At 59.3% G+C, this 18,386-nt stretch carries 17 protein-coding genes; 16 read left to right on the top strand and 1 reads right to left on the bottom strand.

From position 1 onward, the window contains the following. The first annotated feature begins 138 nt into the window (after window positions 1–138). From dprA to ABM428_RS04440, 5 genes are all read left to right on the top strand, one after another. Complete coding sequence (gene dprA / locus ABM428_RS04460; protein ID WP_353628199.1) at window positions 139–1,278, top strand: DNA-processing protein DprA; 1,140 nt, start codon at window positions 139–141, stop codon at window positions 1,276–1,278. Window positions 1,279–1,523: 245 nt separating this feature from the next. Then, window positions 1,524–4,190 (top strand): type I DNA topoisomerase, encoded by a 2,667-nt coding sequence (gene topA, locus ABM428_RS04455; protein WP_132997116.1) that lies wholly within the window; start codon window positions 1,524–1,526, stop codon window positions 4,188–4,190. 102 nt (window positions 4,191–4,292) lie between these two features. Beyond that, window positions 4,293–4,865, top strand: coding sequence for a L,D-transpeptidase (locus ABM428_RS04450; RefSeq protein WP_005851682.1), 573 nt, complete (start codon window positions 4,293–4,295; stop codon window positions 4,863–4,865). A gap of 203 nt (window positions 4,866–5,068) precedes the next feature. Beyond that, window positions 5,069–5,764: a CoA transferase subunit A gene (locus ABM428_RS04445; protein WP_005851680.1), complete on the top strand. Its 696-nt coding sequence runs from the start codon at window positions 5,069–5,071 to the stop codon at window positions 5,762–5,764. Continuing rightward, window positions 5,764–6,390 (top strand): 3-oxoacid CoA-transferase subunit B, encoded by a 627-nt coding sequence (locus tag ABM428_RS04440; RefSeq protein WP_132997117.1) that lies wholly within the window; start codon window positions 5,764–5,766, stop codon window positions 6,388–6,390. The genes ABM428_RS04445 and ABM428_RS04440 overlap by 1 nt, the downstream gene beginning before the upstream one ends. 77 nt (window positions 6,391–6,467) lie before the next feature. On the opposite strand, the gene ABM428_RS04435 is transcribed toward ABM428_RS04440, so the two are convergent. Further along, a complete protein-coding gene (locus ABM428_RS04435; protein WP_132997118.1) occupies window positions 6,468–7,259 on the bottom strand; it encodes a lytic transglycosylase domain-containing protein in 792 nt (263 codons plus the stop codon). Between the two features lie 375 nt (window positions 7,260–7,634). Here ABM428_RS04435 and ABM428_RS04430 point away from each other — a divergent pair, with 375 nt between their 5' ends. From ABM428_RS04430 to ABM428_RS04380, 11 genes are all read left to right on the top strand, one after another. Continuing rightward, the gene (locus ABM428_RS04430; protein ID WP_037943339.1) at window positions 7,635–7,826 is read left to right on the top strand and encodes a Flp family type IVb pilin; all 192 of its coding nucleotides are present in this window, start codon (window positions 7,635–7,637) and stop codon (window positions 7,824–7,826) included. Between the two features lie 397 nt (window positions 7,827–8,223). Beyond that, entirely contained in the window at window positions 8,224–9,087 is an 864-nt protein-coding gene (gene cpaB / locus ABM428_RS04425; RefSeq protein WP_005851675.1) for a Flp pilus assembly protein CpaB, read from the top strand. A 211-nt stretch (window positions 9,088–9,298) separates the two neighbouring features. Beyond that, on the top strand, window positions 9,299–10,738 hold the full coding sequence (locus ABM428_RS04420) for a type II and III secretion system protein family protein (protein WP_037943338.1): 1,440 nt from the start codon (window positions 9,299–9,301) through the stop codon (window positions 10,736–10,738). Beyond that, window positions 10,725–11,429 carry an OmpA family protein gene (locus tag ABM428_RS04415; RefSeq protein ID WP_132997120.1) on the top strand — a complete coding sequence of 235 codons (705 nt, stop codon included), beginning with the start codon at window positions 10,725–10,727 and terminating at the stop codon, window positions 11,427–11,429. Before ABM428_RS04420 ends, ABM428_RS04415 begins: the two co-directional genes overlap by 14 nt. A 272-nt stretch (window positions 11,430–11,701) precedes the next feature. Further along, entirely contained in the window at window positions 11,702–12,940 is a 1,239-nt protein-coding gene (locus ABM428_RS04410; protein ID WP_064216185.1) for an AAA family ATPase, read from the top strand. Between the two features lie 39 nt (window positions 12,941–12,979). Continuing rightward, window positions 12,980–14,425 (top strand): CpaF family protein, encoded by a 1,446-nt coding sequence (locus ABM428_RS04405; RefSeq protein ID WP_037943335.1) that lies wholly within the window; start codon window positions 12,980–12,982, stop codon window positions 14,423–14,425. A 12-nt stretch (window positions 14,426–14,437) separates the two neighbouring features. Beyond that, window positions 14,438–15,400 (top strand): type II secretion system F family protein, encoded by a 963-nt coding sequence (locus ABM428_RS04400; RefSeq protein WP_005851670.1) that lies wholly within the window; start codon window positions 14,438–14,440, stop codon window positions 15,398–15,400. A gap of 12 nt (window positions 15,401–15,412) precedes the next feature. Beyond that, entirely contained in the window at window positions 15,413–16,369 is a 957-nt protein-coding gene (locus ABM428_RS04395; protein WP_373276849.1) for a type II secretion system F family protein, read from the top strand. Between the two features lie 56 nt (window positions 16,370–16,425). Beyond that, window positions 16,426–16,980 (top strand): tetratricopeptide repeat protein, encoded by a 555-nt coding sequence (locus ABM428_RS04390; RefSeq protein ID WP_005851668.1) that lies wholly within the window; start codon window positions 16,426–16,428, stop codon window positions 16,978–16,980. Window positions 16,981–17,008: 28 nt separating this feature from the next. Further along, entirely contained in the window at window positions 17,009–17,863 is an 855-nt protein-coding gene (locus ABM428_RS04385) for a lipopolysaccharide assembly protein LapB (RefSeq protein ID WP_005851667.1), read from the top strand. Between the two features lie 3 nt (window positions 17,864–17,866). Beyond that, window positions 17,867–18,361 (top strand): prepilin peptidase, encoded by a 495-nt coding sequence (locus ABM428_RS04380; RefSeq protein ID WP_037965056.1) that lies wholly within the window; start codon window positions 17,867–17,869, stop codon window positions 18,359–18,361. The last annotated feature ends 25 nt before the right edge of the window (window positions 18,362–18,386 follow it).

The following is an 18,386-nucleotide window of genomic DNA, read 5'->3' as shown; positions in this document are numbered from 1 at the left end:
AGTGCACCCAGGTGCTTCGGTGATCCGATACCCGATCGCACACCGAAGAAGATTAGTAGTTCGGATTATACCTTCGCCGTTCACGTTTCGTTAAGCAGCTTTGCCTAAAGCTGGTGATGCAACGGACGGAGACGCGGGATGACTGACAGGAACAACACTCCTTCCTCTTCCACGCCCCCCTTGGTCCCACCCACCCTGGAAGACGACAGCTTTGCGCGGCTTCGTCTGTTGCGCTCGCGCCGTGTCGGCGTTGTCACCTATTACCGCATGCTGCGCGAATACGGCACCGCATGCGCCGCGCTTGAGGCGTTGCACGACGTCGCCCGCGCCGCAGGTGTGAAAGACTATCGCATCTGCCCCGAGGATGTCGTGCACGCAGAGCTGCGCGCGGCAAAGGCCGCGAACGCGCGCTTGATTGCCCATGATTGCGCAGCCTACCCCCCTCATCTGGCAGAGCTTGACGACGCCCCCCCGTTTCTATGGGCAATCGGAGATATCGAGCTGCTGCACCGCCCCTTGGTGTCGATTGTGGGCCCGCGAAACGCCTCATCGCTCGGGACGCGCATGGCCCGCGCCTTGGCATCCGGCTTGGGTGTGGCGGGGTTTACGGTCGTCTCGGGATTGGCGCGGGGGATTGATGCCGCGGCGCATCTGGCGACGCTCGAATCCGGCACAATCGCGGTGCAAGCGGGGGGCGTCGATGTGATCTATCCGGTAGAGAATACGACGCTTGCCCAAGATATCGCGGCCCAAGGGCTGCGCATTTCGGAACAACCGATGGGGCTGCAACCGATGGCGCGGCATTTCCCCAGCCGCAACAGGATCATCGCAGGGCTAAGCCGCGCCACGGTCGTGGTCGAAGCGGCGGCGAAATCCGGCAGCCTGATTACCGCCCGTGACGCGCTGGATCAGGGGCGAGAGGTGCTTGCCGTGCCCGGCCACCCCTTCGATGCCCGTGCCGCGGGCTGCAACATGCTGATCCGTGACGGGGCGGCGCTGGTGCGCAATGCCGCAGATGTGATGGATCAACTGGGGCCGGCAAAGACTCCCGCCACCTACCCGCCCATTTCAACAGCAGCCGCCCCCGCGCCCCAGCGCGACATTGCAGCGCTGCACACCGATATATTGTCACGCCTTGGCCCCAGCCCCGTTGCCGAAGACCAGCTGTTGCGCGATCTGGCGGTCGCACCGGGGATCGCCACACCTGTTCTGGTCGAGCTTGAGCTGAACGGGCATATCCTGCGCCATGCAGGCGGGCTGGTATCCCGCGCGGACTGAGCGTGACGCGGCCGCAGATCGGGGGCCAGCCCCCGCTTTGGAGAACCTCCAAAGCGCCCCCGGGATTTAGACCATCTGGAAGCCGGAACCGCGGCCGGATTGCACCGTGAAACACCCCCGAAAAGGCGCTTTATAACCCGTGTATCAAAGGGCGCGCGCTGTTCTGCGGATTGACAAACTTCGCTTCACGCCACATGTCACAGCATAAGCCACGCGAATTAATTTGATCCAAGGTGCCGAATTTTATGCCAGTTGTCGTCGTCGAATCACCTGCCAAAGCTAAAACGATCAACTCGTATCTCGGCAGTGATTACACCGTGCTTGCGTCCTACGGCCACGTCCGCGATCTGCCGCCCAAAGACGGATCGGTCGACCCGGAAAACGGGTTCGACATGACTTGGGAAGTCGCCGCAGCAAGCAAGAAACACGTCAAAGCCATCGCTGATGCGCTGAAAGACGACAACGCATTGATCCTCGCGACTGACCCTGATCGCGAAGGCGAAGCGATCAGCTGGCACCTGCAAGAGGCGCTGACCAAGCGCAAGTCGATCAAGAAGGACACGCCGGTCAGCCGCGTGGTGTTCAACCAGATCACCAAAAAGGCCGTGACCGAAGCGATGGCGAACCCGCGTCAGGTCGATATGCCGCTGGTAGAGGCCTATCTGGCCCGGCGCGCGCTGGATTATCTGGTGGGCTTCAACCTGTCGCCCGTCCTGTGGCGCAAATTGCCCGGTGCAAAGTCGGCGGGGCGGGTACAGTCGGTCACCCTGCGGCTGATCGTCGAGCGCGAGATGGAGATCGAGGCCTTCCGCAACCGCGAATACTGGAGCGTCAAGGCATTGGTCGCCACGCCGCGCGGGCAAGAGTTCGAGGCCCGTCTGGTCACGCTTGCCGGTAAGAAGCTGGACCGCTTTGATCTTGGCAATGAAACCCAGGCCGAGATGGCCGTACAGGCGATCACCAGCCGCGATCTGACGGTTACCAGCGTCGAGGCAAAACCCGCGAGCCGCAACCCCTCGGCCCCGTTCATGACCTCGACCCTGCAGCAGGAAGCCAGCCGAAAGTTCGGCATGGGCGCACGCCAGACCATGAGCACAGCACAGCGTCTTTATGAAGCCGGTCACATCACCTATATGCGGACCGACGGCATCGACATGGCCCCCGAGGCGATCACGATGGCACGGGACGCTATCTCGGACCGGTTCGGGGCGGAGTATGTCCCGTCCGAGCCGCGTATCTACAAGAACAAGGCCAAGAACGCGCAAGAGGCGCACGAATGTGTGCGCCCCACCGACATGACCAAAGATGCCGACGCGCTGAAACTGACCGAACCGGATCAACGCAAGCTGTACGACTTGATCTGGAAGCGCACGCTGGCCTGCCAGATGGAAAGTGCGCGTCTGGAACGCACCACGGTAGAGATCGGCAGCAAGGACGAACAGGTCGGGCTGCGCGCCACCGGCCAGGTGGTGAAATTCGACGGCTTCCTGCGCGTCTACGAAGAAGGCCGCGACGATGTCGTGGACGAGGATGACAAGCGCCTTCCGCAGATCACCCAAGGCGACAAGATGGACAAACGCGCCGTCACGCCAGAGCAGCACTTTACCCAGCCGCCCCCCCGCTACACTGAAGCGACATTGGTCAAGCGCATGGAAGAGCTGGGAATCGGGCGCCCGTCGACCTACGCCAGCGTTGTCACCACCATTCAGGACCGCGAATACGTTCGCAAGGAAGGCAACCGTCTGTTCCCCGAGGACAAGGGCCGTTTGGTGACGGCCTTCCTCGAGAATTACTTCCGCAAATATGTGGGCTATGACTTCACCGCCGATCTGGAAAACCAGCTTGATAAGGTGAGCGCGGCGGATGCCGACTATAAGGATGTGCTGGGCCGGTTCTGGCAGGATTTCTCGGCTGCGATTGCCGAAACAGCCGATTTGCGCATCACCGAGGTGTTGGAGAAGATCAACGAGGTACTCGAGCCGCATCTCTTCCCGCCCAATGAGGATGGCAGCGACCCGCGCCTGTGCCCCAACTGCGAGATCGGGCGTTTGTCCATGCGCACGGCACGGTCCGGCGGCGCATTCATCGGCTGTTCGAACTACCCTGAATGCCGCTATACCCGCCCCTTCGGCCCGCCCGACCCCGAGGCAGAAGCCTCGGCTATTCCGCCCGATGGCAAACTGCTGGGCGAGGATATGGGTGACGAGATTCGCGTGTTCAAAGGGCGCTTCGGCCCCTATGTGCAGCGCGGCCCCGTCACCGAAGAGAACAAAAAACCGCCGCGTCAATCGGTGCCCAAGGACTGGCCCGCCGAAGAGCTGGAGCTGGAACGCGCTGTCATGCTGCTGTCGTTGCCGCGTGAGATCGGCCCGCACCCGGAAGATGGGGTGATGGTCTGGGCAAATATCGGGCGCTACGGCCCCTATATCAAACACGCCGACAGCACGTCGAACCGTGGCGGGACCAATGCCAACCTCGAAACACTGGACGAGGTGTTCACCGTTGGCATGAACCGCGCCGTGCAGTTGCTGGCCGAGAAAGTCGCCAGCCGTGGCGGGCGTGGCAAAGCGGCAAAACCGATCCGCGAGATGGGCGAACACCCTGATCTGGGCGGCGAGGTCAACATCATGGAAGGCAAATACGGGCCTTATGTGAAGTGGGAGAAAGTCAACGCCACCATCCCCAAAGAGGTCGAGCCTGCCGATCTGACCATGGAACGTGCGGTTGAGCTGATCGAGGAAAAGCTGGCGAAATCCCCTGCCAAGCGCAAAGCCGCAACCAAGAAGCCCGCAGCAAAGAAAACCGCTGCGAAAAAGGCTCCGGCCAAGAAAACGGCTGCCAAGAAGGCTCCCGCAAAGAAACCAGCGGCCCAAAAGGCACCCGCAAAATCGGCCGCTGCACCGGAAGAGTGAGAGCGCAACTCACATATTCATGAAATGACATATATGTGAGTTGCCCCGCCCTGCCCTTGCTGCTTTTACCTGTGACAATCGCCACGGTAGAAGGACATAAAGATGGCAGAGCAGACATTCTCAAGACGCGGGTTGATCCTGACAGCGGGCGCGGCGCTTTTCACGCCGGCCCTATTGCGCGCACAGACGCCGGTGCCAGAGATCGCGGCACCGGTACGTCATAACACCAATGGATTTTCCAGCCAGAACTGGCAGGACCACTTTGATACATTGGGCAAAGCCGCGATCGTGGCTGATACCTCTTCCCGCGCGCTGCACTATTGGGGCGGCGATGGCGAGACCTACAAGATTTACCCGACCTCCGTGCCCCGCAGCGACGAGCTGACCAAACGCGGCTACACCCGCATTGTGCGCAAACGTGTCGGGCCCGACTGGACACCGACCCCCAGCATGATCGAACGCGACCCCGATCTGAAGTATATGCCGCCCGGTCCGGACAACCCGCTTGGCACCCATGCGATGTACCTCAGCTGGCCCGCCTATCTGATCCACGGCACCCATGACACGCGCAAGATCGGGCGGCAAAGCTCTGACGGGTGCATCGGGCTTTACAACCACATGATCGAGGCGCTGTACCAGATTGCCCCCATCGGCACGCAGGTACGCATCGTCTGACCTCGCAGCGGGCTGCACTGACCCCGCGACGACAGCTGCTCACCCGATGCAGGGTGGGCGCGCATTCCCCCGAATTTTCCGGCAAGCTCCACTGGTACCGCTGACATTAGCGTCGGCGGTTTGACACGTTCGTTACGCCGCGTCATAGAAGTCGTATAACGATAATACGACAGGGCCGTGAGCCTCTCTTGAAAGGAGCCGGAATGAAGAAAATCTATGGAAGCGCTGCCGAGGCGCTGGAAGGCGTGCTGCACGATGGCATGCTGATCGCAGCGGGGGGCTTTGGCCTTTGCGGTATTCCCGAACTGCTGCTGAACGCGATCCGGGACGCGGGCACCAAGGATTTGACCTTTGCCTCGAACAATGCGGGCGTAGATGATTTCGGCATCGGTATCTTGTTGCAGACCAAGCAGGTTAAGAAAATGATCAGCTCTTACGTCGGCGAGAACAAGGAATTCATGCGCCAGTATCTCGGCGGCGAGCTTGAGCTGGAATTCAACCCGCAAGGCACCTTGGCCGAACGTATGCGTGCGGGCGGCGCGGGCATCCCCGGTTTCTATACCAAAACCGGCGTTGGCACCGTGATCGCCGAAGGCAAAGAGCACAAGGATTTCGACGGCGAGACCTATATCCTTGAGCGCGGCATCGTTGCGGATCTGGCGATTGTCAAAGCGTGGAAAGCGGATGACACTGGCAACCTCGTGTTCCGCAAGACTGCGCGCAACTTCAACCCGCCAGCGGCCATGTGTGGCAAGATCTGCATCGCCGAGGTCGAAGAGATCGTTCCCCGTGGCAGCCTTGGCGGCGACGCGATCCACCTGCCCGGCATCTATGTGCACCGCATCATTCAGGGTGATCACGAGAAACGCATCGAACAGCGCACAGTGAGGACGGCATAATGGCTTGGGATCGCAATCAAATGGCGGCACGCGCCGCGCAGGAACTGCAAGACGGTTGGTATGTGAACCTTGGCATCGGGATTCCGACGCTGGTATCCAACTACATCCCCGAGGGGATGGATGTGACCTTGCAGTCGGAAAACGGCATGTTGGGCATGGGGGCTTTCCCCATCGACGGCGAGGAAGACGCCGACCTGATCAACGCGGGCAAGCAGACCATCACCGAGCTGGACCGCACCTCGTATTTCGACAGCTCGACCTCCTTCGGCATGATCCGCGGCGGCAAGATCGCCATGGCCATTCTGGGCGCGATGGAAGTGGCTGAAAACGGCGACCTCGCCAACTGGATGATCCCCGGAAAGCTGGTCAAAGGCATGGGCGGCGCGATGGATCTGGTCGCGGGCGTGGGCCGCGTTGTGGTGGTCATGGACCACGCCAGCAAGCATGGCGACAGCAAGGTGCTGAAAGAATGCACCCTGCCGCTGACCGGCAAGAACGTTGTCGACCGGATCATCACCAATCTGGGTGTGCTGGATGTCGTTGAAGGCGGGCTGAAGATCGTTGAATGCGCGGATGGCGTCACGGAAGACGAACTGCGCGCCGCGACCGAAGCGACAATCGTCTAATCTGCTGACACGATGCACAACAAGGGGCGCAGCCAGCAATGGCCGCGCCCCTTTTAACATCCGGCCCCGAACTGGTGTCAGTTCATCGCCGCAAATACACATCCGTCCGAGATCAGCTCGGGCGGGGTCTGGCACAGGCCCTTGGCGACCTGAAAAGCGGCCAGCACCTTGGGCACATAGTCACGGGTTTCGGCAAAAGGCGGCACGCCCGCGTGCTTGTGCACGGACCCTTCGCCCGCGTTATAGCCGGCCAGCACCAAGATCGGATCGCGGTCAAATTCGCCCATCAGCCAATCAAGATATTTTACGCCGCCCGCGATATTCTGCGTCGGGACCATACTATCGGTTACCCCAAAGCGCGTCGCTGTATCAGGCATCAGCTGCATCAACCCCTGCGCCCCCGCCCCGCTGATGGCATCGGGCCGCCCTGAGGATTCAACCGTGATCACCGCGAGCACAAGCGCAGGTGACACCTGTGTCCCGATCGTAGAGCGGAGGATGTCGATCCCGTTGGCCTTGGCGATCTCTTGCATCTGTTGCATGCGTGGTGCAGGGATTTTGCTGCTGGCCGTTGCCAGCGTGACCATCGCGGCCTCCAGCCGGCCCGGGCCAGATTTCTCGACCGCCGGAGAGACACGATCCCAGAACCAATCATACTGCCCCGGTGACGCTGGCACGATGGCACCGGAGTCGGTTGCGACAACCTCGGGTACGTCGTCGGCCTTGGGTTCGATAAAGACATTGATCCGATTGGTACTGCCCGGCTTGGGCGGCTTCACACGTTTTGCCTCGAACTTCGGAAACGGCTTGGGCGCGTCTGCCCAGACAGCCGAGGCCGCCAGCATCCCCACCATCAAAGATACGGTCATTCGTCGAAACATCGCTGCCTGCACTGATTATTTAATGCTCTTTTCCAGCAATCTCGCACGGAAACCCTCGCCAAACCAACCAAACATGGCAGGGAACATGGCGATTTCGCCATAATTGATGCAATCCTGCCCCGCTTCACATCAAGGATAACAAAAAATGAAGACGGAAAATCTTTTCGTATCAGCGGGCTACAATAATTCTGCCAAAAACCGGCTCTGAAAAACGAAATGTCACAATTGCCGCCAAATTCGTGCCCCATTCACAAGGCTATATAGGCTCATACCAAGTCAGCCAGATGCGGAATTGAGAGAGAAGCATCGAAACGGACGACAGGGTTGAGATTGAAAACTTTATGATCCTTGGAGGGACATACCATGATGAACTTTATCAAGAACTTCAAAAACGACGAATCCGGCGCTGTAACTGTTGACTGGGTCGTTCTGACCGCCGCCGTTGTTGGCCTGGCCGTCGCAGCTTACTCCTCGATCGAAACAGGCGCTTCCAACCTGACATCGAAAACCAACTCCTACATGGGGACACAAAACCCTGGCAGCATCGGCGGCTAAGCGTTCGTCACACCACGAAATTTCGCTGGCCGCATTCTGCTCGACAGAATGCGGCCAGTTTTTTTAGACCTTCATCACGCAAGGCAAAACAATGCTCTCGAAGCTTATCAAATTCTGGCGAAGCCCAAGCGGTGCGGTCACAGTTGACTGGGTTGTTTTATGCGCAGCGGTGGTATCTCTGGCGGTTCTCATGGTCGTCAGCATGACTACCGGAACTGTGGATCTAGCAGACAGGGTGATGACCCAGACGCCGGGCGACATCTAACCCAATCCACCACTTTAATGACCCAGCTTGGCCGCGGATTATCCATAGTCTGAACACAATCACCGCCTATCCATTGGTATAAGTTTCGCGCCGCGTCTTGGGACCGGCACACACTCAAGAGAGGTAAGTAACATGCGGATGGTTTTTGGACTGGTCCTGCTCGCCGGTATCGCCTTGGCAGGTGGTGCTGTGTATCTGGCAAAGGGCCGCATCAGTGAATATCAACGCGCCAACCAACAGGCCCAAGAGGCTTTGGCACAGATTGTGCCGACGGTTGGTGTATATGTGGCCAACGGGCCGCTGAAATACGGTCAGCGACTGACCCGCGAAGATGTGCGGCAGGTGAACTGGCCTGAAAATGCGATCCCCGAAGGCACATTTATCGAAGAAGCAGCGCTTTTCCCCGAAAACAGCGATGACCTGCGTGTCGTGCTGCGTGCGATGGAAAAAGACGAAGCCATTATGGCGGTGAAGGTGACCGAACCCGGTGCCGATACCGGCCTCACCTCGCAGCTGGAACGGGGCAGCCGTGCTTTCGCGATCCGCGTCGATGTATCAAGCGGCGTCTCGGGCTTCCTGCGCCCCGGTGACCGTGTCGATGTCTACTGGACCGGCCGCATCAACCGAGGTGGCAACGACCGCGCCGATACCGGAGACGTGACCAAGCTGATCGAGGCAGGCGTCAAGATCATCGCGATCGATCAAAGCGCCGGCGGCGAACGCAGCGAAGCGGCCATTGCGAATACTGTGACTGTTGCCGTTCAGCCCTATCAAGTTGCCGCATTGGCACAGGCCCAATCGACGGGTGACCTATCCCTCTCGCTCGTCGGGGCAGAGGATGACACCGTCGCCGGCGAGATCGAAGTCGACCAGCGCCGACTGCTCGGCCTGACAGAAGAAACGGTCAAAGTCGAAACAACTACAGAAAAAGTCTGCACCATCCGGACCCGTCGTGGTGCCGAAGTGGTCGAAATCCCGATCCCCTGCACCAACTGATCTGCTTATCAGGCAGGGCAAATACGGACCTCAGCAACGCCGCGCATCACTTTGCGCGGCGTTTTGCCATTTCGGATATGTTGCTGTTAATCCACATATACCCGCCACCCCCTGTCATTGATTCTTGCAAAAAAACGCAAAGGACCGCACAGTGTCGCAAACGGCGGGCGCAAAGACCCTATTTTGAGGCGTGATCACAAAGGCAGGTCACATGAAAATCGATAAGTTTATTAAAGCAGCCCTATTGGGACTGACCATTGGCGCGATGCCATTTGCATTGACGGCTCCGATCGACGCGCAGGCCAACACGCTCCGCGTGGTCAAGAAGGGCACCAACCGTGTGTTGGAAGTCCCGATGAACCGCGCGGTTGTGGTTGAAAGCGATATCCCCTTTGCCGAGCTTAGCATCGCCAATCCGGGGATCGCAGATATCTCATCCCTCTCCGATCGCACCATCTATGTGCTGGGCAAATCCCCTGGCCTGACCACGCTGACCCTGCTGGATGCGGCCGGTCAGTTGATCACCAACGTGGATGTGCGCGTCGCGGCGGATGTCTCTGAATTCAAGGAACGCCTGCGGCAGATCCTGCCCGGCGAAAAGATCGAAGTGCGCACAGCCAACGACGGTATCGTTCTGTCGGGCATCGTGTCGTCGACCCAACGCCTGCAGCGCGCCCTTGATCTGGCCGAACGCTACGCGCCAGAACGCGTCTCCAACCTGATGAGCGTCGGCGGCATCCAGCAGGTGATGATGAAAGTCCGCTTTGCCGAGATGAGCCGATCTGTCTCCAAATCCCTAAGCGCGTCGCTCGCGTTGAACGGGCTGGTGGGCAATGATCTTGCGATCAACGGCGGGACCAATACGACAAATACGTCCGGCGCGATTGCGAACTCTCTTGGCGGCACGACACCTGCGTCCAACAGCAACGCAGGCGCGGTACTGTTCGGCTTTAACGCAGGGTCCACCCAAGTCGGCCTGCTGCTTGAAGCCCTGGAGCAGAAGGGCGCCGTACGCTTCCTTGCCGAACCGAACCTCGTCGCGCTGTCCGGGCAAGAGGCGACGTTCCTTGCCGGTGGCGAATACCCCGTGCCTGTCGCCCAGACCGGCGACCAGATTTCGGTGCAGTACAAACCCTTCGGCGTAGAGATGAGCTTTATCCCCCGTGTCGTGGATAAAGACCTGATTAACCTCGAACTCAAAGCTGCTGTGTCGGCGATTGATGCCAGCAACAGCGTGTCCTTGGGCAATGGTTTCGACATCTCGGCCTTCACCCGCCGCGAAACCTCGACCACGGTTGAAATGCGCGACGGCGAAAGTTTTGCGATCGCGGGTCTGCTGACCGACGATTTCACCGATAACTCCAGCCAGCTACCCTGGATCGGCGATGTGCCTGTATTGGGCGCGTTGTTCCGCAGCGCGAACTATCAGCGCAGCCAGTCCGAACTGGTGATCATTATCACGGCCCATCTTGTGACCCCCACCCGAGGCGAGGCTTTGGCCCTGCCCACCGACCGGATCAAACCGCCCACGGAAAGCGAATTGTTCCTGTCAGGTCGCACGTCCAAAGGCAGCACAGCGCCCACCAAAGGGGCGGCCGGCGAGGTTGCCAAACAGGACTTTAGCGGGTCATATGGCTATGTATTGGATTGATCAGATGACTTCAGCGATCCCTTCGACAGGCAAAATCACCGGGTTATGCGCCGCTTTGGCGATGACCGTAGCAGGCTGTGTCAGCAGCCCTGATCCGGTCTATACCCAGTTCCACCGCGAAGCAGGATCCCTGACCGATCTGGGCACCTTTGGAAACGCCACGCTGAACAACCGTTTGGTGATGACAGGCGAACGCCAGTACACCTTCGATCTGGCCAACCGCTTTGCCGGCGAAGTCGAATCCACGGTGACCTTTGCCTTTAACTCGGCCCAGCTGGACGGGGCCGCGCAGGCTGTGCTGCGGCGCCAAGCGGGATGGATCCGCCAGTTCCCCGAAGTCCGCTTCCGCGTGTATGGCCATACCGATGCCGTCGGCTCGAACAGCTACAACAAGGCGTTGGGCCTGCGCCGAGCACAATCCGTTGTTGCGTTTCTGTCAACGCAAGGCATCAGCCGCAGCCGTCTTGAGGCCGTTGTTTCCTTTGGCGAAACACAGCCGTTGATCGTGACACAGGGCCGCGAACGGGCGAACCGTCGCACAGTTACCGAAGTCAGCGGCTTTGTCGGGCGACATCCCACCGTACTGGACGGCAAATACGCGCAGATCATCTATCGCGATTACGTTGCCAGCGCCGTGCCACCGACTCAGCTCTCGGGTGGTGCGACATCGACGGGTACCGCGACGGAATAACCGGAAAAAAGATACCTCGAGAAGGGCCTGATCGTCGCTGACGGTCGGGCCTTTTGCGTTTCAATCCGGCAAATCACTGCGGATCGTTTCAAAAGACCAAACAATAGAAACTATTTAGCCCCAATCTTGCCCAACTTGGCAGGGATATTCACTGCAATAGGACAGTTGCGCCTGGCCACCGTGGTCTGACGCAGGGGACTGCAAGGCAAAGAACAGGGCGACGCCCGATTAGCCCTTGCCGCGCCCCAAAGAGAAGAAGGGGAAGTTTAGGTATGAGCAGCAGTATGCCACAGATTGACGCACCACAGATCATCGCCTGCACTGTCAGCCGTGATGTACAGAACTTTGACCTGCTGATCGAGGATATGGAATCAGCTTTGGGCGAAGCCTGGGGTGATCTCGGCTTTTCTGAAAGCCTCGCTTTTTTCAGCCAGCCCGAAGCGGCGACGCTCGAACTGATTGCACTGGCGCTTGATTCCGAGGACGAAGAGAACCTGCCGATGATGTCCGAAATCATCTCGCAGGCGAAATCGCGTCATATCAAGGTGATCCTGATCGCCGAAGACATGTCGCCGGCCTCGCTCCATTCCCTGTTGCGTCAAGGTGCGGATGAATTCGTTCCCTACCCGCTGCCCGAAGGCGAATTGGCGGCGACCATCGAACGTCTGCGCGCAGGCCCCGAGCCCACAGCCGAACACATCGAGGCAGGCCCCAAGCTGAAACCCGGTGCCGATAAAGACGGCGCTGTGATCGTGGTACATGGTTTGGCCGGTGGCACCGGTGCGACGAGCATGGCCGTTAATCTGGCGTGGGAACTGGCGACCTCCGACAAAAAGAACCCGCCAAAGGTCTGCCTGCTGGATTTCGATCTGCAGTTCGGGGCCGTGGCGACCTATCTGGACCTGCCGCGCCGTGAAGTCGTCTATGACATGCTGATCGAGACAGACGAGATGGACGAGGAAAGCTTTGGTCAGGCTCTGCTGACCTATGAAGACACGCTTCAGGTGCTGACCGCCCCCGCCGATATGCTGCCGCTTGATCTGATCACCTCGGAAGATGTGACGCGGATTCTGGATATGGCGCGCAACCAGTTCGACTACGTTGTTGTCGATATGCCGTCGACGCTGGTGCAATGGACCGAAACCGTGCTGAGCAATGCGCATGTCTATTTTGCCATGCTCGAACTGGATATGCGCTGCGCCCAAAACGCCTTGCGTTTCAAACGCGCGCTGCAATCCGAAGAGCTGCCGGTCGAAAAGCTACGCTATGTCATGAACCGCGCGCCGAAATTTACCGACCTCAACGCCAAAGCGCGGGTCAAACGGATGGCAGAAAGCCTTGGTATTTCCATCGACGTGCAGCTGCCTGATGGCGGCAAGCAGGTGACGCAGGCCAACGACCACGGTCTGCCGCTCGCCAATACCGCCGCCAAGAACCCGCTACGTCGCGAGATCGCAAAGCTCGCGTCTTCTATCCACGACCTCAAGGCTGACGAAGCCAAAGCCGCCTGATCCGGCCCAAGCGCCAGATAATTTAGAAAGAGTATTCAGATGTTCTCGAAGTATAAAAAGCCAGGTGACGTTGCCGTAGCCACACCCGCCCCAAAGGCGAAGGCTCCCGCGCCACAGCAACAGCCAGAGGAAGCGGTCGCGCCCAAACCCGCCAGCATGCGCCGCGTGGCCCAAGCCGCAACCGTCGCCCCGCAGGATCGCGACGTGAAGCGCAAGCAACGCATGAGCGACATCAAGCTCGAACTGCACCGTGCCCTGCTTGAGAACCTGAACCTCGCCGCCCTTGAACATGCCTCGGAGCAGGATCTGCGCAGCGAGATCAACGAAATCTCGACCGAGATTCTGGCCGAGAAATCCATCGTGTTGAACCGCGAGGACCGCGTTCAACTGAACTCCGAACTGTATGACGAGGTGACCGGCCTTGGTCCGCTGGAAACGCTGCTGAAAGACGACAGCGTCAACGATATTCTGGTCAACGGCCCGCAACAGATCTTTGTGGAACGCGCGGGTAAACTGCAGCTGACCGACGTGACCTTCAAAGACGAAAAGCACCTGCTGCGGATCATCGACAAGATCGTTTCCGCCGTTGGCCGTCGCGTTGATGAAAGCAACCCTTATGTCGATGCGCGCTTGAAAGACGGCTCGCGTTTCAACGCTATGGTCCCGCCGATTGCCGTGGACGGCAGCCTTGTCTCCATTCGTAAGTTTAAGAAAGACAAACTGGGCATTGATGATCTGGTAAGCTTTGGGGCCTTCTCGGAAGAGATGGCAGCCTATCTGCAAGCCGCCGTCGCCACCCGTCTGAATATCATCGTCTCGGGCGGTACAGGTTCTGGTAAAACCACCACGCTGAACGCGCTGTCATCGTTTATTGCCAACGATGAACGGATCCTGACCATCGAAGACACCGCCGAACTGCAACTGCAACAGACCCACGTGGGCCGCATGGAAAGCCGCCCGCCCAACGTTGAAGGCAAGGGCGAGGTATCCCCGCGCGACTGTCTGAAAAACGCCCTGCGGATGCGTCCTGACCGGATCATCGTCGGCGAGACGCGCGGCGAGGAAGTGATCGACATGCTGCAGGCCATGAACACCGGCCACGACGGGTCGATGACCACGATCCACGCCAACTCTGCCCGCGATGGTGTCAGCCGTCTGGAAAACATGATCGCCATGGCCGGTATCGAAATGCCGCTGAAAGCGGTCCGCAGCCAGATCTCGTCGGCTGTGAACCTGATCGTACAAGCGTCGCGCTTGCAGGACGGGTCGCGCCGCATGACCTCGATTACCGAAATCACCGGCATGGAGGGCGACGTGATCTCTATGCAGGAAATCTTCCGCTTTCAGCGCGTCGGCCTGACGCCCGAAAACAAGATCATCGGCCACTTCACCGGCACCGGCGTGCGCAGCCACTTCTCTGAACGTTTCAAGATGTGGGGCTATGACCTGCCATCGTCGATCTATGAACCCGTTGTGGTCAAGTAAGGATTATCAATCATGAGTGCAGAACCCATTATCTATGGCCTGATCTTCGTCGGTGTCCTTGTGCTGGTCGAAGGGCTGTATCTGGTCGCTTTCGGTAAATCCATCAGCCTCAACAGCAAAGTCAACCGCCGGCTTGAAATGCTGGAAAAAGGGGCCCGCCGCGAAGAGGTTCTGGACAAGCTGCGCAAGGAAATGCAGCAGCACATGGATAATAAATCCATTCCGGTCTATTCCCTGCTCGCCGAGAAAGCACAAAAGGCCGCGATCGCCTTTGCGCCGAAACAGCTGATCATGATCATGGCCGGCCTGTCGGTCGTCGCCTTTCTGGGGCTGACCATCGGCACCAATACCGAAGTGCCCGTGCGCATCCTGATCTCTGTCGGGATCGGTGTCGGTGCCGTATTCTTCTGGATCTCGTCCAAAGCGAAGAAGCGCATGGACATGATCGAAGAGCAGCTGCCTGACGCTGTGGAACTGATGGTGCGGTCGTTGCGCGTGGGCCACCCTTTCACCAGCGCGATCTCTATCGTGTCCAAGGAAATCCAGGACCCGCTGGCGTCGGAATTCGGCGTGATCGCCGATGAAACCGCCTATGGCCGCGACATTGGCGAGGCGCTCAAGGATATGGCCGAACGACTTGATATGCAGGATTTGCGCTTCCTAGCGGTGGCTGTGACCATCCAGCAGCAATCAGGGGGTAACCTTGCTGAAATCCTTGCGGGGTTGGCCAAGGTCATCCGCGCCCGCTTCCGCCTGTTCCGCCGCGTGCGCGCCATCACCGCCGAGGCGAAATGGTCCGGCAAGTTCCTGTCCGCCTTCCCGATCCTCGCGCTCATCGTGATCAAACTCGGTGACCCGCATTACTATGACGAAGTCATGACCCACCCGCTGTTCATCCCCGGCTGTATCGCGGTTGTCCTGTTCCTGTCGCTTAACCTCATCGTCATGCGCAAGCTGACCGATATCAAAGTCTAAGGGGGCCTCACTGTGAATTTCCTCAACTCACTCGACACCGCACTTGGTCCCATGGGCTGGATCGCCATTCTGGGTGCATTGGGCCTGACCATGGTGGGCGCAACGCTTGTCATGATCCTGCGCCAGCCCGAAGACCCTTTGGCCAAGCTCAAACGTAGCCAGACCGAGGCTGCCGATGCAGGCAAGCAACAGCGCCTGCGCCAGTCGGACCGCAACGAGAAGCTGCAAAAGTTCGCCAAGTTCCTTGAACCCGAAGACGTGGAAGAGCTAAGCGCCAAGGCGCTGCTGCTGCGTCAGGCGGGCTATAGCTCGCGCGATGCGGTACGGTTCTTTCACTTTGCACAGATGGCGCTTGGTATTGCCGGGCTGGTGATCGGCACCGTCTACATCAACTTCCTTGGCGGCGGCGAAGGCATGACTACCAACAAGATGATGCTGTATACCGTGGGCCCCGGCGGTATCGGATATTTCCTGCCGCGCTATTGGGTGACCCGCCGCGTCGCCGAGCGGAAAGAGGAAATCACACGTGGTTTTCCCGATGCGCTGGACATGATGCTCGTCTGCGTCGAAGCCGGCCAGTCGCTTGATCAATGTATTGTCCGCGTGGCCCGCGAATTGCGCGCCTCCTACCCTGCGCTGGCGGAAGAGTTCGAAATCGTCGCCTATGAGATGAAAGCCGGTAAAGACAAGGTCAGCGTGCTGAACGCCATGGGCGAACGCTGCGGTGTGCAAGATGTGTCGTCCTTTGTGACGGTGCTGGTACAATCCGCCGCCTTCGGCACATCCATCGCCGACGCGCTGCGGGTCTATGCCGCCGAGATGCGCGACAAACGCGTGATGCGCGCCGAAGAGGCCGCAAACAAGTTGCCAACCAAGATGACACTTGCCACAATGATGCTGACCGTTCCTCCGCTGCTGATCATTCTGGTCGCGCCATCGGTGATGAACATTACCAAACTAGGTCAGTAAGGCTCTGCATGATCCACATTCCCAAGCGCGCGTTACCCTTCAGGCTCGCGCTTTGTATGACCCTGATCGCCGGATTGGCCGCTTGCTCTGCAGGCGGTCTTTCCGCGTTTGGGGGCAAGCGCGCCAGCCCTGACAACCCCTTTGCCCCCGGTGTCAACACCCGCAAGGACGCCGAAGACGGGGTAGAGGTCGCCCACCGTCTGATGCGCGCGGGCGAATATGAACTGGCCATCCGCGCCTTCAACCGCGCCGCGCTCGCCTCCCAGTTGGACGCCGAAATCCTGTCGGGACTGGGCAGCGCCAACCTTGGGCTGGGGCGATTGGGTCAGGCGGAAAAGCTGCTGCGCGACGCTGTAGAAAAGGACGAAACCCACCCCGAGGTCTGGAATAATCTCGGCGTTGTGTTGATGGAACGCGGCAAACTCGCCGAAGCCCAGCTGACCTTTCGCAAGGCCTATGCGCTCGATAATGGCGAAAGTGACGCAATCCGTGACAATTTGCGCTTAGCACTCGCAAAATCGGAAAACTCTGTTACGATCCCGGATCAAGAAGACAGTTATAAATTGGTGCGGCGCGGCTCGGGCGACTATCTGGTTCGGCCAGCATCATAACGAGGCAGAGCAGTAAAAGGACGCAAAAATGCGCCACCCTATCCTATTGGCCGCCTGCATTGCAGGCGTCGTCGCAGTAGCAGGCTGCGGCAAGAAATCCGGCGAGGATACCGTCACCCGCGCCTTCCAGGACGTGAACGTCGTGGATGAAAGCAACCTCAACGATGTGATGTTGACAGTGGCCGACCCGAACGAGGCGGTCAGCTATTTCACCCGCACCGCGCAGGAAAACCCCGACCGCATCGACATCCAGCGCAGCTTGGGCAAGTCCCTGATCCGCGCCAAACGCAACCAAGAGGCCGCATCCGTCTGGGGCAAAGTTGCCGCTTCCAAGGATGCCACCCCCGACGACAAGGTTGACTACGCCGATGCGCTGATCCGCGCAGGCGATTGGGCCAAGGCGGAAAAGACGCTGGATTCCGTCCCGCCCACCCATGAAACCTACAACCGTTACCGGCTTGAGGCGATCGTCGCTGACAGCAAGCAGGAATGGGACAAGGCCGACAGTTTTTACGAGATCGCCATTGGTCTGACCACCAAGCCCGGTTCGGTCATGAACAACTGGGGCTACTCCAAACTGACGCGCGGCGACTATCAGGCTGCCGAACGCCTTTTCGGCGAGGCTGTGAAACAGGATTCAACGCTGTTTACCGCCAAGAACAACCTGATCCTCGCCCGTGGCGCGCAACGTGAATACAGCCTCCCCCCGATCGAGATGGACCAGACCGAGCGCGCGCAACTGTTGCACACCCTCGCCCTCTCCGCGATCAAGAAGGGCGACGTTGAAACCGGCAAAGGGCTGCTGCGCGACGCCATCAGCACCCACCCGCAGCACTTCGAGGCCGCCGTCCGGTCGCTGCGCGCGCTGGAAAACGCAGGCTAACGCGTGGAGATCACCAGCTACGCAGCGCTGTGGTTCCTGCCCTTCGCGCTGCCCCTTTGTGCCTATACGATCTACACCGATCTGGCCTTTATGCGGATCACCAATGTCACGGTGATCGCATTGGCCGCCGTATTTGTGCTGATCGGCCCGATTGCCCTGCCCTTTGACAGCTACCTCTGGCACCTGCTGGCGATGGTGGTAGCCCTTGTTGTGGGCATCTTCATGAACGCAGGCGGGCTGATGGGCGCGGGGGATGCGAAATTCATCGCCGCCGCCACGCCCTTTATCGCGCTCGGGGATGTGCGCTTTGTCATGGCGCTATTCATGGCGACGCTGGTTGCCGCCTATATCATTCACCGCGCCGCCAAATATTCCCCCTTGCGCAAGCTTGCCCCGCAATGGGTCAGCTGGCACGAAGCCAAGAAATTCCCAATGGGCCTCGCCCTTGGAACTGTGCTTGCCGCATATTTAATGCTCGGTGCCTACTTCGGGGCCTGATTTCGCCATATTCAACCGCTACGCC

Source organism: Sulfitobacter sp. TCYB15 (genome assembly GCF_040435955.1).
GTDB classification, from domain to species: domain Bacteria; phylum Pseudomonadota; class Alphaproteobacteria; order Rhodobacterales; family Rhodobacteraceae; genus Sulfitobacter; species Sulfitobacter pontiacus.
The sequence above is the reverse complement of the archived record's forward strand: the minus strand, read 5'-3'. Positions and strand labels throughout refer to the sequence as shown.